This is a genomic window from Psychrobacter sp. 1Y1, assembly GCF_051847395.2.
GTDB lineage: Bacteria > Pseudomonadota > Gammaproteobacteria > Pseudomonadales > Moraxellaceae > Psychrobacter.
Genome location: NZ_JBPYDF020000001.1, coordinates 1 through 12,719 on the forward strand (window position 1 = coordinate 1; position 12,719 = coordinate 12,719).

At 43.4% G+C, this 12,719-nt stretch carries 13 protein-coding genes; 8 read left to right on the plus strand and 5 right to left on the minus strand.

Annotated features, from left to right (window positions below):
• A partial coding sequence (locus tag ACS8FA_RS13970; protein WP_522901980.1) for a hypothetical protein occupies positions 1-267 on the plus strand: 267 nt, incomplete at its 5' end.
• A 246-nt stretch (positions 268-513) separates the two neighbouring features.
• Here ACS8FA_RS13970 and ACS8FA_RS13975 read toward each other — a convergent pair.
• The 5 genes from ACS8FA_RS13975 to rpmI all read right to left on the minus strand — a co-directional run bounded on the left by ACS8FA_RS13975 (position 514) and on the right by rpmI (position 5,685).
• Positions 514-813 carry an integration host factor subunit alpha gene (locus tag ACS8FA_RS13975; RefSeq protein ID WP_057761935.1) on the minus strand — a complete coding sequence of 100 codons (300 nt, stop codon included), beginning with the start codon at positions 811-813 and terminating at the stop codon, positions 514-516.
• Between the two features lie 215 nt (positions 814-1,028).
• Positions 1,029-3,440: a phenylalanine--tRNA ligase subunit beta gene (pheT, locus tag ACS8FA_RS13980; protein WP_439264466.1), complete on the minus strand. Its 2,412-nt coding sequence runs from the start codon at positions 3,438-3,440 to the stop codon at positions 1,029-1,031.
• A 188-nt stretch (positions 3,441-3,628) separates the two neighbouring features.
• Positions 3,629-4,684, minus strand: a complete 1,056-nt coding sequence (pheS, locus tag ACS8FA_RS13985; protein WP_057761938.1) for a phenylalanine--tRNA ligase subunit alpha — start codon at positions 4,682-4,684, stop codon at positions 3,629-3,631.
• A gap of 327 nt (positions 4,685-5,011) precedes the next feature.
• On the minus strand, positions 5,012-5,368 hold the full coding sequence (gene rplT, locus ACS8FA_RS13990) for a 50S ribosomal protein L20 (protein WP_011281252.1): 357 nt from the start codon (positions 5,366-5,368) through the stop codon (positions 5,012-5,014).
• Positions 5,369-5,487: 119 nt separating this feature from the next.
• A complete protein-coding gene (gene rpmI, locus ACS8FA_RS13995; RefSeq protein WP_057761939.1) occupies positions 5,488-5,685 on the minus strand; it encodes a 50S ribosomal protein L35 in 198 nt (65 codons plus the stop codon).
• 443 nt (positions 5,686-6,128) lie between these two features.
• On the opposite strand from rpmI, the gene ACS8FA_RS14000 reads away from it, so the two are divergent.
• The 7 genes from ACS8FA_RS14000 to ACS8FA_RS14030 all read left to right on the plus strand — a co-directional run bounded on the left by ACS8FA_RS14000 (position 6,129) and on the right by ACS8FA_RS14030 (position 12,524).
• Positions 6,129-6,572 carry an acyl-CoA thioesterase gene (locus ACS8FA_RS14000; RefSeq protein ID WP_102093896.1) on the plus strand — a complete coding sequence of 148 codons (444 nt, stop codon included), beginning with the start codon at positions 6,129-6,131 and terminating at the stop codon, positions 6,570-6,572.
• Positions 6,573-6,767: 195 nt separating this feature from the next.
• The gene (gene hisI, locus ACS8FA_RS14005; RefSeq protein WP_439264463.1) at positions 6,768-7,625 is read left to right on the plus strand and encodes a phosphoribosyl-AMP cyclohydrolase; all 858 of its coding nucleotides are present in this window, start codon (positions 6,768-6,770) and stop codon (positions 7,623-7,625) included.
• Between the two features lie 205 nt (positions 7,626-7,830).
• The gene (gene tatA, locus ACS8FA_RS14010) at positions 7,831-8,070 is read left to right on the plus strand and encodes a Sec-independent protein translocase subunit TatA (RefSeq protein ID WP_439264461.1); all 240 of its coding nucleotides are present in this window, start codon (positions 7,831-7,833) and stop codon (positions 8,068-8,070) included.
• A 26-nt stretch (positions 8,071-8,096) separates the two neighbouring features.
• Positions 8,097-8,792, plus strand: a complete 696-nt coding sequence (tatB, locus tag ACS8FA_RS14015) for a Sec-independent protein translocase protein TatB (protein WP_439264459.1) — start codon at positions 8,097-8,099, stop codon at positions 8,790-8,792.
• A 170-nt stretch (positions 8,793-8,962) separates the two neighbouring features.
• Positions 8,963-9,700, plus strand: coding sequence for a twin-arginine translocase subunit TatC (gene tatC / locus ACS8FA_RS14020; RefSeq protein WP_439264517.1), 738 nt, complete (start codon positions 8,963-8,965; stop codon positions 9,698-9,700).
• Between the two features lie 216 nt (positions 9,701-9,916).
• Entirely contained in the window at positions 9,917-11,416 is a 1,500-nt protein-coding gene (locus ACS8FA_RS14025; protein WP_057761950.1) for a UvrD-helicase domain-containing protein, read from the plus strand.
• A 73-nt stretch (positions 11,417-11,489) separates the two neighbouring features.
• Entirely contained in the window at positions 11,490-12,524 is a 1,035-nt protein-coding gene (locus ACS8FA_RS14030; RefSeq protein ID WP_439264457.1) for a tRNA dihydrouridine synthase, read from the plus strand.
• Positions 12,525-12,719 lie beyond the last annotated feature (195 nt).

Here is a 12,719-nt window from a genome sequence, read left to right on the forward strand (position 1 = left end):
GATTTATCTGACGCGCAAGAAGAAGTGCAAGACGCTTCTGAAGAGCTAAACGAAGCTGCTGCTGAAGGCGAAATGACTGCTGATGCTGACGCTGCTGTTGCTGGCGCTGAAGCTGACATCGCTGATGCACAAGCTGCAACTGCTACTGACGAAATGGACGCTGAAGTTCCTGTAGACGGCGACACCACTAGCGTAGACGTAGCTAGCGAAACTGATACTGCTGCTGTTGAAGCTTCTGACGAAGTAGTAGTTGAAGAAGCTCAGTAATTTATTGTTCATACAATAGATAAACTGTAGTAAAAAAAAGAGAGCCTATGCTCTCTTTTTTTATGTCTATCATTTATGATTTTAGTAGGTTTCTACTTTATAGATAACCCTAATATGCGATGCGTGCTGCAATATCGAAATATATAGATGTACGCAAAAATAACTAAGTGCAAATACGCACTAGCATTCTTATAAACTCACGATAAAACAGACACACTATCGTTCAGCGCAGTGCCAAACTAGGTATTAGCTATCAAACAAACGCTCGTCAACCTTCTGACGAAATTTTTGCCCTGTCTTAAAAGTAACCACACGGCGCGCGGATACTGCAACAGGCTCCCCTGTTTTCGGGTTACGGCCTGGACGGCTGTTTTTATCTTTAAGCTCAAAGTTGCCAAAGCCTGAAAGCTTGACCTCTTTGCCATCAATCAAACTCTCTGACAGCTCATCAAAAAAGTTCTCCACCAGACAGCGGCCTTCTTGGCGTGTTAGGTTTAGGTGACTCATCAAATGCTCAATCATGTCAGATTTGGTTAAGGTGCTCACAGTACGACTCCTATGCTATGTCGTGATGTCGAATATCATGGTTTAGCGGTATGAGGGTTAAGGCTAGCTATTATAAAGGTTTTTTGACCGTTTTTTAACAAAGTCTTCATTAAAATCCTTTATTAATAACCACTTAACTTATTCTATGAATAGCAATGCTCCGTAGCCTCATGGTAAAAAGACTACAGAGCATTGGGTATAATACTTACTAAATGTTAGCTGTCGCGCAGCTGTACAGAATGCTGGTCAGTTAGCGCTTGTACCACTTTATCTGTGGCAGTCTTGACGGCTTCGTCAGACAGCGTTTGCGTACTGTCTTGCCATATCAATGCAAACGCTAGTGAGCGCTGGCCTGCTGGTACTTTGTCACCTTGATAAACATCAAATAACCAAAGATCAGTCAATAGATTACCTGCCGCAGCTCGTACTGTTGTCTCTAGCGTCTGCAAACTGATGTCACTGTCTACCAAGATAGCAATATCGCGGCGTACTTGCGGGAACTTGCTTGGTGTTGTGATAGCATGCTGCTCACGTGCAATCGTCAATAGCGGTGCCAGTGACAATTGAGCGACCCATGTAGTAGGCAGATCTAATTGCTTAGCAGTATTTGGATGCAACTGACCCAACCAACCAATATATACATCATCAATATACAACTCAGCGCTTTGTCCTGGATGCAGGAAGCTCAGCGTGCTACGCTCATAGCGAATACGTGCGCTATCGATTTGTGCTGGTAATAACTGCTCAATGTCATGCTTTAGGTCATAAAAATCTAACGCACGGTTTTGATAAGCTTGCTCGCTCCATATATCACCAACTGCAACTAAAGCAATACTTGGCGTTTGTACTAAGTCACTAACACTTTGTCCAACAAAGCTAAGACCCGTTTCAAAGAAACGTACACGTGGCTGTTGACGATTCAAGTTATATTGCACGCAAGGTAATAGGCTCGATAGCAAGGTACGACGCATAACCGCCAAATCACTAGAGATAGGGTTTGCCAGTGCCAACACCTCCCCTAGCGCTTCGTCATCAAGCAATGCTTCTAGTTTTGCATCACTAAAGCTAAAGCTAATCGCTTCCATATAGCCGTTGTCGACTAATGATAGCTTCATCTCATGCGTCAAATCTGCAGTATCATCATAATCCATGCTGACTTGCAAATGTGGCAGGACGCTTGGAATATTGTCATAGCCATAGATACGAGCAATCTCTTCGATTAAGTCTTCTTTGATACTCATATCAAAACGGTAAGATGGCGGCTTGCAAACTAGTGAATCGCTCTGCTGCTCTACGTCAAAACCCAGTTGGGTCAAGATACGTACCATCTCAGTTGGTTCAATATCAATCCCAATGACATCACGAACTTTCGCGATTGGCAATGTAATCGGTGCACGTGCTGGCAAATGCTCAAGGTTTTCGGCCGTGACTATTTGACCTGCTTCCCCGCCAGTAATACTGGTGATTAAATCACAAGCTCGTGCCAACGCCAATGCTGGTAATTCAAAGTCGACGCCACGCTCAAAACGCTGTGATGCATCCGTATGTAGCCCGAAACGGCGTGCGCGCGCAGCGATAGCTAGCTGATTAAAGAAAGCACTTTCTACAACGATATTGGTCGTACTATCGGTGACACTGCTACGCTGACCACCCATAATACCAGCCAGTGCCAAGGCACCTTTATCATCAGCAATCACAAGCTCATCACCGGTCAAGGTAACGGTTTGCTCATTTAGCAAAGTAATGGTTTCATCAGGCTGTGCCAAACGTACCACGATATCACCTTCGATCGTGTCTGCGTCAAACGCATGTAGCGGTTGACCCAACTCCATCAACACATAGCTGGTCACATCGACCAAGAAGTTGTGTGAACGTAGTCCTGATTGTACCAGCGCATCTTGCATCCATTTTGGAGTATCGATGCTACGGTCAATATTGTGAATCGACTGCAACAGATAGCGAGGGCACGCTTCCTTTGCATCAACTGTCACAGCCGGCGTTGCAGCAGTGCCAGCAGTATTGGCAGAGATTTCTGGCATTTGTACAGATAAATCGTTGATGACAGATATTTCACGAGCGATACCACGTACGCTAAAGCAATCACCACGGTTTGGGGTGATTGAGATATCCAATATTTGATTATCTAAACCTAGATATTCACGAATATCTGTACCAACTGGTGCATCTTCAGGCAACTCAAGCAAGCCATCTATATCATCGACTAAATCAATTTCAGAAGCGCCACATAGCATGCCATTTGAGGCCACACCGCGTAGTTTGCTTTTTTTGATTTTAAAGCCCGCTTTACCATTACTGGCATCATCGCTTGGTAATATCGCGCCAACGGTAGCAACCGGTGCTTTCATACCGACGGTCACGTTAGGCGCGCCGCAGACAATTTGTAGCGGCTCAGCGTCACCGATATTTACTTGAGTAACACGTAATTTATCTGCATCAGGATGCTGCTCAATGCTGATGACTTCACCGACAACCACACCGCTAAAAGCACGGGCAACCGCATAGCGATCATCAATCTCAAGACCTGCCATAGTCAACTGTTCGGCTAACTGTTCGCTAGTATTTGTAGGGTTTACCCACTGACGTAGCCACTGTTCGCTAATTTTCATAAATATCTCGGATCAGAATTTTATAATAAAGATGTTGGAGTAAAGCTTGGCGAATTCACTTGCTATAGTCAATCTTATATAAATTAGATACAGCGTCAGGCTCGCTCAGTCTACGATTGGTAGCACTTTCACTCATTTTCCTTGGATCTAAATTATCTTGAACTAACTATATAGGTATAAAGAAAACTCTAGCCAAATTGCTTTAAGAAGCGCACGTCATTTTGGAAAAACAAGCGCAAGTCATCAATACCGTAATACAGCATCGCAAAGCGCTCGATACCCATACCAAAAGCAAAGCCAGTGTATTTATCGCTATCAATACCGCAATTGGTCAATACTTGTGGATGCACCATGCCGCAGCCCATTACTTCAAGCCACTTGCCATTGTCATCTAAGATATCCACTTCTGCAGACGGCTCAGTGAATGGGAAAAATGACGGACGGAAACGTACGGTCAGCTCTTTGGCAAAAAATGCTTCTAGAAACTCACTGATTAAACCTTTTAGCTCAGCAAAAGTGCTCGACTCAGTGACCATAAGGCCTTCTAGCTGATGGAACATCGGCGAATGTGTTTGATCTGAGTCGTTACGATAAACACGACCTGGGCAAATGATGCGAATCGGCGGCTCATTTTTTTCCATGGTACGAATCTGAACAGGGCTAGTATGCGTACGCAATAGATAATGCGCATCAAAATAAAAAGTATCATGCATCGCGCGTGCAGGATGGTGCGACGGGATATTTAACGCTTCAAAATTATAGTAGTCGCTCTCGACTTCAGGGCCAGTTGCGACATTGAAGCCCGCTTGAATAAAGTACTGTTGCATACGCTGAGTAATCATAGTTACTGGATGCAGATGACCTTTTTGACCACCGCGAGCAGGCAAAGTAATATCAATGCTCTCGCTTTCTAGCTTGGCATTGAGCGCTGCGACTTCTAGTTGCTGCTGTTGGTCTGTCAGTGCTTGCTGAATGCGGCTACGTACTTGATGCAACCAGCCGCCATAAGTTTTTTTATCGTCAGCATCGAGCTTGCCCATCTGCTTTGACCAGCCCGTTAGCGGACTCTTTTTACCAGTCAACTGCACACGCAAATCTTGCAGTGTACGCGCATCAGTTACTTGTAGGATTAGAGCTTCAGCAGCACTCGCAAATTCGGTAAGCTGAGCTTCGTTAAGCTCATTGAGCTCTGAAGACAAGGTCGGTAGCGCCGACAAGTCGTTGGTGGCAGCAGGGTTAGTCATAAGACGCATTATTCCTGATTTGAACGGACTATTAATTGTAGGGATTTGACCAAATATTGCAAACCATTTATCCAGCTATGTTTATATAAAAGATTAATATAAAGGCTGGTTATAAGAATGGCTTGAATATTTAGACGATGATAAGCGTATTTTTACTCAATAAAGTTCAATATAGAGCACGCTTAAAATAATTTAATATAAAAAAAGCCACCGACCAGCGGTAGCTTTTATTAATATCATACTATTAATCAATATTAGTCCTATCCATTTAGACAATTGCTTATAAATAATTATTTAAAAGCATCATACCTAAAGGACGGTTAATATTTAGGCCAATTCCGCTTTTGCTTTTTCGACCAATGCTGTGAAAGTCGCTGCATCATGCATAGCGATGTCTGCTAGAACGCGACGATCGATTGCGATGTTTGCTTTTTTCATGCCATTGATGAAGCGGCTATAGCTTAAGCCGTTTAAGCGTGCACCAGCATTGATACGTGCGATCCAAAGACGACGGAAAGTACGTTTCTTGTTGCGACGGTCACGATAAGCATATTGACCAGCTTTGGTCACTGCCTGTACCGCTACGCGGTAAACACGTGAACGGGCACCATAGTAGCCTTTTGCGCGCTTTAAGATTTTTTTGTGACGGCGATTTGCCTGTACACCACGTTTTACACGGGCCATAATTTACTCCAAGATTTTTTAATCACTGTTAAGCGAGTGATGATGCTGTCAAATAACAAACATCATTGTCAGATTGCAAAGTCAAATATTTTCAATCAAAGATAGATGACGGTAGGCTATTAAATGTATGGGCACATACGACGAACTGCTGCTTCGTCAGACTTGTGCACCAACTTAAGACCACGCAATTGGCGAATACGCTTAGCTGATTTCTTGGTCAAAATATGGCTTTTGAATGCTTGCTTACGCTTGAAGCCATTCGCTGTTTTTTTGAAGCGTTTAGCTGCGCCGCTTCTGGTTTTCATCTTAACTTTCATGATGATTTGCCTCTTTTTCTGTTTTAGAACCTGGTCGTCAAATAGTCATACTGAATAATCGTTATATAAATAACCACTAAACCTCTATTTGCCTCGAGGTGGGAGGCGCTATTTTAGCAGATAGTGCCTTGTTTTGCCAAGTAAAGTTTTGGCGAGGTTTTAGTAGACAATATAGACAAGTAATCAGCATCAGATAAGCGATAGCAGCTCTCCTAAAATCACCAATAAAACGGCTGATTTTTATCCAAATAGATTGAATGTCAGCCTAAGCTGTGCTTAAGTAGAGACTGAGCTATATCTTCATATAAATACTATTAAAACCCACTTATTCACCATGAATATTTAAGCTAGAATGCACAGTCATAACGACGATAACAATAACAGTGCTGCTACCTACGGCATGATAAATAGAACCATATTTGGCCATCACTCTAGGAGATAGTGTGTCAAAACAAGAGTTAGTATTCGACGACGACTTGTTTGTTTTTGAGACAGTGATGCGTGTACGTCATACGGAAGCCGACGCAGGACAGCATATGACGGTAGAATCTCTGACAGCGCTATTGTCCGAAGCACGGCTAAGGTTTCTATACGCTAAAGGGGTCAAAGAAATCAACGCAGACCATCAAGGCTTGATTATTGATAAATTGCAGCTAGATATTGTAAGCCGTATCCGCGTACGAGAAGAGCTGTTATTTGAAGTTGGTGTTGAGCCAATATATGATAATGGCGGTAATATAATCCTAAAGGTCACGCGGATGCACACGGGCGAAATAGTAGCAAAAGCGCGCCAGCATTTTAGAGGTTACGACTTTAACCTCAATAAAGTGACTAAGCTTGATAATACGATTAAAGAAGCGTTGTATCCGCATTTATTTAGACTGTAGAATCGCTTATTATCAATAGTATGCTGTTCATTTAGATTTAGCATAATTGCACTCTATAGCACATTTAGCTGACATCATATTGCTAGCTGTCAGCATATTGCAGAGCATTTCAGATAATCTCCCCGCTTTAATCATAAGTAGTATAATTGCTTATCACTCTTTTTCACTTTCTACCTATAAGACGACAAATACATTATGACTTTACCTGCTTGGCTGACTGCCGTAACTTTTAATGATGATGGTTTGATTCCTGCAATTGCTCAAGATCATCAGACAGGTCGTATTTTGATGATGGCGTGGATGAATGCAGAAGCATTGCAGCTAACCGCGCAAACCCAAACAGCGGTTTATTTTTCACGCTCACGTGCCAAGCTGTGGCATAAAGGTGAGTCATCAGGTCATACGCAAACTGTGCATGATATTCGTCTAGACTGTGATGCAGATGTGATTGTACTTAGTGTCACTCAGGCTGGCGGCATTGCTTGCCATACGGGACGTGAATCTTGCTTTTATCAGCGGTTGGATTTATCAGGTCAAACGCCTGTATGGCAAACTGTCGATAAAGTATTAAAAGACCCTGCAGATATTTATCATTCTCATGACTCTACTAGCGAAACTCTTGAAATTGAAAACACTGGTTCGAATACTGACTCTGATACTATCCAAGCACAAGCTGATACTGCTCAAGCACAAGTCGATAAAGCCTCTGTATTGCAGCAGCTCGATAGCGTATTAGCAGAGCGCAAACAAGCCGATGCCAACAGCTCTTATGTGGCCAGTCTGTATGCCAAAGGATTAAATAAAATATTAGAAAAAGTCGGTGAAGAGAGTACAGAAAGTATCATCGCTGCCAAAGATTTTGCTAACTGCGATGAGAGTACAGACAAAGCAAGCTACGATGAAGCTCGTCATGAGCTAATCTATGAAGTCGCCGATGTTTGGTTCCATACCTTAGTCGGACTGGCCTGGTTTGATATAGAGTCGGACGCCGTATTAAACGAGCTAGGCAGACGTTTTGGGTTATCAGGTATCGATGAAAAAGCCGCTAGATAAGCCTAAATAAAAAATAAACGTCTATTTTATTGGATTATTGTTGCTTTCACCTATTTGTAATAAGTGCAGGTTATAATATAGCTCTGTTTTATCTCGCATTATATGTCGATGCTTTTTGTTTGCTAGATAGACCTTTTTGCAAACTAACAGCAGGCATATAAAGACTAAAATCCAAGTCACAAAACCAGGTCACAAGGATACCATTATGGGTAGTTTTTCTATTACACATTGGCTGATACTATTGGTCGTTGTCGTTGTCGTGTTTGGCACCTCAAAACTCAGAAATGCTGGTAAAGATTTGGGCGGTGCTGTCAAAGGTTTTAAAGAAGCTGTTAAAGATGAAAATACAGAGCATGCCAAAAAACACGCGGTTCTTGACCACGATGCAACGGCAAACACTGAAGAGCGCTCAACCACCAAGGTTGATGATAAGCATAACGTATAGCATCTAAACAGTGACATCGGACCATTATGTTTGATATCGGGTTTTCTGAACTACTTCTCTTTGGCGTTATCGCCCTAATCGTACTGGGCCCAGAAAAACTGCCGCAGGCAGCGCGCACGGCTGGGCAATGGTATGCCAAAATTCGCCGTACAGTCTCAACATTGCAGTCTGAAATAGAGGCTGAGCTTGACTTGGCTGAGACACGTCAGCAAATGCAGAAAGAGCTCGCCAAAATTCGCCAGACTGAAGCCGAAATGAGGCGTGAAATGGCTGAAATGCGCGGCAATATGAAAGCTTTTGAAAGCTCACATAGTCCTGATTCGATAGCTTCTGAAGCATCTACAAATGCTGAAAACAGCAAGGATGACGAAGCTCATGAAAGTAACCGCATACAAAAGCAGCAACCAGCCACACCAAAAGCCTTCGACTATGCTTATGCCACTGACGAGCAGCCAGATACATTAGAAAACGGTCAATTATCGAAGCGCGGTCACAACGGTGACGATGTAGATAATGCAAAGGTGAGTGATAATGCCAAGGCAGCGCCAGTTGTTCAGACCATCACTACCCGTCCATGGGAAAACATGTGGTTTCGACTGGGCGCTTATGACAAAGCACGTCGGCTCCCAATGCCGCCATATGTGCCAAACTATAAAGCGGATGCCCTACTCAACAGTCCTGCCAACATGCAGACTTCTGACCATAAGCAGGAGACTGATTGATGTCATTATTCAAGCGCAAAAAAAGTCGTCAAGAGAAAATCGCCGTTACTGACCCAAATGTCATTGATCAAGAAGCTATTGATCAAAAAACCCTCAATAAAGGTGCTGAAGCAACGACCAATACCACTCAAGATAAAAAATCAGAGGATATTTTAAGCCCTTTGGCTGATATGCCTATTACCGAGCATTTGATTGAGCTGCGTCGGCATTTGATCAAAATATGTGTGGCAGTACTGATAATATTTTTAGGCTTGGTCGGTTATTCGCGCGAGCTATATAACTTGTTGTCTGACCCATTGATTGCACAGTTACCTGCCAACTCGACCATGATTGCCACGGATATTACGTCAAATTTTATGGCGCCGATACGTCTGACCGTATTCGTAGCCGCGTTTTTGGCGATGCCCTATATCCTTTATCAAATTTGGTCATTTGTAGCGCCCGGCTTGTACAAGAAAGAAAAGAAAATTGCTATTCCAGTACTGCTATCCTCTATATTTTTGTTTTATGCTGGCGTGGCTTTTTCTTACTTTATTGTGCTCAAAGGGGTCTTAAAGTTCTTTATCATGTTTGCCCCGCAAAACGTACTACCCATGACGGATATCGATAGCTACCTCAGTTTTTCCTTGAAATTATTTATGGTATTCGGCTTAACCTTTGAGATTCCAGTTGTTACTTTGCTATTGATATTGGCAGGTATTGTCTCCATTCAGAGCTTAGAAGAGAAACGTCGTTATATCATTGTGGGCTGTTTTGCTGTGGCTGCCGTTGTCACGCCGCCAGATGGCGTATCGATGCTCATGCTAGCGATTCCGATGTGGTTGTTGTTTGAGCTTGGTTTGTTTTTGGCGAAGATTTTAATCAAAGAAGAGCCCAGTCCTACTCTCGTGTCGACAGACAAAGAATAAAACACTTATCAGTCTAATCCAGACTGAAATAAAGTTATTGATTACATATAGCTATGCGTTAAACTACCATTACACCGTTTTATTCTTGCCTCATTAGTAAGCTGATTGCTTATTATCACGTTTTAGCATCACCATCATCTATAAGCCATTGTTTACCCAGTGGCTTTTTTTGCCCCTTTTGTTTTTAATCAATTTTTGTATTTAGGTAGCTTTATTATGTCCGCATCTATGCCAGCTTATATGAGCGATCCCACTGACGAGCAGCTGAGCGCGCTGAATATGGCGATGGATCACAAGTCGTTTAAAGTGGTCGCTTATGCGGGTGCCGGTAAGACAACGACGCTCAAGCTAATCGGTGAGCGCTTACGTGGCCGCGGACTGTATCTGGCCTTTAACAAAGCGATTGCCAATGATGCTCGTTCAAAGTTTCCGCCGCATGTAGAATGCCGTACTTTTCATTCATTAGCTTATCGTCATGTCGCTCGTGATATTACCGCCAAGCTATCTTTGCCACGATTTTCACCCAAGCGCCTCGGTGATGATTTGGGACTACAGCCTGTACAAGTACGTCGGCAGATGGATGGGGTTAATAAATACATCACACTGACGCCAGCACGACTATCGCGTTTCGTCAGCGATGCAGTAAGTAATTTTTGTAGCACGCATGCCAGCTACCCTGCGCCAAGGCACATACTTTTCCCAAGCTGGCTCGATGACTCAGATGCAGAGCAGCTACGTGAGATGCTCTACCCTGCTGTTGAGCAGCGCTGGTTACAGTCGATTGATGCGCGTCATCCTGCTGGTATTGGCCATGATATTTATCTCAAGCTTTGGGCACTATCTAAGCCCAGTATTCCAGCGGACTTTATCTTATTTGATGAAGCACAGGATGCCGACCCATTGATGATGGGTATCTTGACTCAGCAGTCGAGACAAGTCATCTATGTGGGCGATGCTCATCAGCAGATTTATGAATGGCGCGGCGCGGTCAATGCCATGAAAAAACTGCCATTACCGCAGACATTATTGACGCAGTCTTTTCGCTTTGGTGAGCCGATTGCAGAAGTGGCCAATACCTTATTAAAAGCACTACAAGAGGACGTACCGCTAAAAGGCAATCCGAATAAACAGTCCTCTACCGATAAGGGCATGGTACACAGTAAGAAAGATGCTATTTTGTGCCGTACCAATGCTGCTGCCATGTCACAACTATTGACAGGATTAAAGCACGGGCATCGCGTGGCACTACAAGCGGATACCGATCGTATGCTCAAATTCTGCCAAGCAGCCGAAAACTTAAAAAATGGCAAATCGGCTTATGGTGTACCTGAGCTAGCGTATTTTTATAACTGGGGTGATGTGCAAGAGTACGCCGAAACCAATGAGGGTAGCGATCTCAAAACACTGGTCAAACTGGTCGATGACCACGGTACCAATGTCTTGAGCCAAGCGGTCAATAGTCTGACTAGCATTGAAAACGCTGACTATGTCATCTCCACCGCTCATAAAGCCAAAGGGCTAGAATGGGGCAAAGTACAACTAGATGATGATTTTTACTACGATGTGACCACCAACGCGGTCAAAATAAGCCCAGAAGAGTTGCGTTTGCTCTACGTTGCTTGCACGCGCGCGCAAAGCAATTTGGATATTCATAATATTAAAGACTTAATATCAGGATTACAGACGGGCAAAAAAGTGATTTTTGGTAATACTTAATTACCCTACACCTCGGTCAGCCTCAAGTTTTATTCAATCTTTTATAACGACTCTTTAGCAGTGAATCACTAGCATGAATAATAGCCAGCAACTTCAAACACGTCAAAATACTATTAATCAGTTATTTGCAGCTCCCGTGCGTTTGCTCGCACCTATGGAAGGCTTAACCGATCCATTAATGCGCCAAATCTTAACGCAAATTGCGACAGATTTGGGTCGTCCTTATGATTGGTCAGTGAGTGAGTTTATTCGTATCACTCAGCATGTCTTGCCTGCGCACGTGTTTTATAAATATGTGCCTGAGCTACATCATGATGCTAAAACGGCCTCTGGTACACCTATTCATGTACAGATTTTGGGTAGCGAAGCGCAGCTTATGGCAGAAAACGCCGCGTACGCTTGTGAGCTCGGTGCACCTGCGATTGATATCAATTTTGGCTGTCCAGCAAAAACGGTCAACAGCCATCGTGGTGGTTCTGTACTACTGGATGAACCTGAAACAATGTATCAGATTATCAGTGCCGTACGGCACGCTGTTCCCGTTCATATACCAGTATCAGCTAAGATTCGTCTGGGCTATACCGATACTAGCCGAATGGATGATATTCGCGGCGCAATTAACGATAGCGGCGCCGACTGGCTGACCATTCATGCACGCACTAAAACCCAAGGCTATAAGCCACCTGCCTATTGGAACAAAATCCAGAGCTTTAATGCGCTCAATATTCCTGTCATTGCTAATGGAGAAATTTGGAACTTTGAGCATGCGCAAAACTGTATGACGCAAGCAGGTACGCCGCACTTAATGTTAGGTCGCGGCGCAGTAACGCGTCCTGATTTAGTGGCACAGGTTGATAGTGATACTGAAAACAGTACTGACAGCGGAGAGAATACGGCTACATTGTTATGGCAAGATTTGATTGCCCATCAGATCAAGTTTTTAGAAGGGGAAGCAAAGAACGATGTGGTGTTAGTCGGACGCTATAAGCAATGGCTAGGTATGCTTACCAAAGGCTACGTTGAGGCGCAGACAGTATGGGAAGGTATTAAACGAGAGAAAAATAAAGCGGTTATTATTAGCGCCCTACAAGCAAGCGTACGAGATTAATCACCTGCTTGTATTTGAGCGTTTTGGCAGTTAGGAGTATTTTTACTAGGGTGTGTCCTCATTTCAAAAATGGAGATAAAAATGAGATAAATTGCCGTCAAACGAGAAAAATAGCGTAGATAATATCGAGATACTAGCAAGCGATTTGACGCTGTTTGGCAAAATTGAGCCATTTTTAATCCGTTTAGATAACTG

Coding starts and splice junctions, on each gene's coding strand:
- tatC (WP_439264517.1), top strand. CDS start 8,963: ATGCCTATTACCGAGCATTTGATTGAGCTGCGTCGGCATTTGATCAAA.
- rpmI (WP_057761939.1), bottom strand. CDS start 5,685: ATGAAAGTTAAGATGAAAACCAGAAGCGGCGCAGCTAAACGCTTCAAA.
- tatB (WP_439264459.1), top strand. CDS start 8,097: ATGTTTGATATCGGGTTTTCTGAACTACTTCTCTTTGGCGTTATCGCC.
- pheT (WP_439264466.1), bottom strand. CDS start 3,440: ATGAAAATTAGCGAACAGTGGCTACGTCAGTGGGTAAACCCTACAAAT.
- ACS8FA_RS14025 (WP_057761950.1), top strand. CDS start 9,917: ATGTCCGCATCTATGCCAGCTTATATGAGCGATCCCACTGACGAGCAG.
- rplT (WP_011281252.1), bottom strand. CDS start 5,368: ATGGCCCGTGTAAAACGTGGTGTACAGGCAAATCGCCGTCACAAAAAA.
- hisI (WP_439264463.1), top strand. CDS start 6,768: ATGACTTTACCTGCTTGGCTGACTGCCGTAACTTTTAATGATGATGGT.
- tatA (WP_439264461.1), top strand. CDS start 7,831: ATGGGTAGTTTTTCTATTACACATTGGCTGATACTATTGGTCGTTGTC.
- pheS (WP_057761938.1), bottom strand. CDS start 4,684: ATGACTAACCCTGCTGCCACCAACGACTTGTCGGCGCTACCGACCTTG.
- ACS8FA_RS14030 (WP_439264457.1), top strand. CDS start 11,490: ATGAATAATAGCCAGCAACTTCAAACACGTCAAAATACTATTAATCAG.